The following is a 1,652-nucleotide window of genomic DNA, read 5'->3' as shown; positions in this document are numbered from 1 at the left end:
TAATGTCTGCGCATGTTTAGTAATGTATTCTACGGAAATAGCCTGACCCTCGACCTCCACCTGACCTTTCAGCACCACGCCGCCCTTATTGTTCTTAGTTGATGTGACAGTGCTTGGGGGAAGGCCTGTATAGATGTTGCCTGTTCCTTCATAAACCCAAACCATGTCAGGCTCTTTCTGTCGCAAGGTCTGTGCATTTTTAGTAATGTATTCTACGGGAATAGCCTGGCCCTCGACCTCCACCTGGCCTTTCAGCACCACACCGCCCTTATTGTTCTTCGTTGATGTGACAGTGCTTGGGGGAAGGCCTGTATAGATGTTGCCTGTTCCTTCATAAACCCAAACCCCTTCACGCATTTTTTGTGCATTTTTAGTAATGTATTCTACGGAAATGATCTGACCCTCGACCTCCACCTGGCCTTTCATCACCACGCCGCCCTTACTATTCTTAGTTGATGTTACAGTGCTTGGGGGAAGGCCTGTATAAGTGTTGCCTGTTCCTTCATAAACCCAAACCCCTTCACGCTTTTTCTGCGTAGCCTTAGTAATGTATTCTACGGAGATAGTCTGATTCTGAATCTCTACCTGGCCTTTCAGCACCGTCACGTGGTTCTTACTCTTAGTTGATGTTACAGTGCTTGGAGGGAGGCCTGTATAAATGTCGCCTGTTCCTTCATAAACCCAAACGCCTTCACGCATTCTTTGTGCAGCTTTAGTAATGTATTCTACGGAAATGATCTGACCCTTGACCTCCACCTGGCCTTTCAACACCACTTGGCCCTTACTGCTCTTAGTTGATGTTACATTGCTTGGGGGAAGGCCCGTATAAATGTCGCCTGTTCCTTCATAAACCCAAACCATGTCAGGTTCTTTCTGCCGCAATGTCTGTGCCTGTTTAGTAATGTATTCTACGGGAATGGCCTGACCCTCGACCTCCACCTGGCCTTTCATCACCACGCTGCCCATACGGTTCTTAGTGGATGTTACATTGCTTGGGGGAAGGTCTGTATAAATGTTGCTTGTTCCTTCATAAACCCAAACCCCTTCACGCATTTTTTGTGCAGCTTTAGTAATGTATTCTACGGTAATGGCCTGACCCTGAACATCCGCCTGGCCTTTCAGCACCACTTGGCCCTTACTGTTCTTCGTTGATGTTACAGTGCTTGGGGGAAGGCCCGTATAAATGCCGCCTGTTCCTTCATAAACCCAAACCATGTCAGGTTCTCTTTGTCGCAAGGTCTGTGCATTTTTAGTAATGTATTCTACGATAATGGCCTGACCCTGAACCTCCACCTGACCTTTCAGCACCACTTGGCCCTTACTGTTCTTCGTTGATGTTACATTGCTTGGGGGAAGGCCTGTATAAATGTTGCCTGTTCCTTCATAAACCCAAACCATGTCAGGCTCTTTCTGTCGCAATGTTTGTGCATGTTTAGTAATGTATTCTACGGTAATAGTCTGACCCTCGACCTCCACCTGGCCTTTCAGCACCACTTGGCCCTTACTGTTCTTCGTTGATGTTACAGTGCTTGGGGGAAGTCCTGTATAGATGTTGCCTGTTCCTTCATAAACCCAAACCATCTCAGGCTCTTTCTGTCGCTTTGTCTGTGCATTTTTAGTAATGTATTCTACGGGAATAGCCTGACCCTGAA

1 protein-coding gene is annotated in these 1,652 nt (G+C 47.0%); it reads right to left on the bottom strand.

Features of this window, described 5'->3' with window-relative positions:
- Positions 1 to 1,652, bottom strand: a 1,652-nt coding sequence (locus tag ACQUW5_RS15270) for a hypothetical protein (RefSeq protein WP_444992118.1), incomplete at both ends; no start/stop codon positions are given.

This window comes from Legionella pelazae (genome assembly GCF_052527395.1).
The sequence above is the reverse complement of the archived record's forward strand: the minus strand, read 5'-3'. Positions and strand labels throughout refer to the sequence as shown.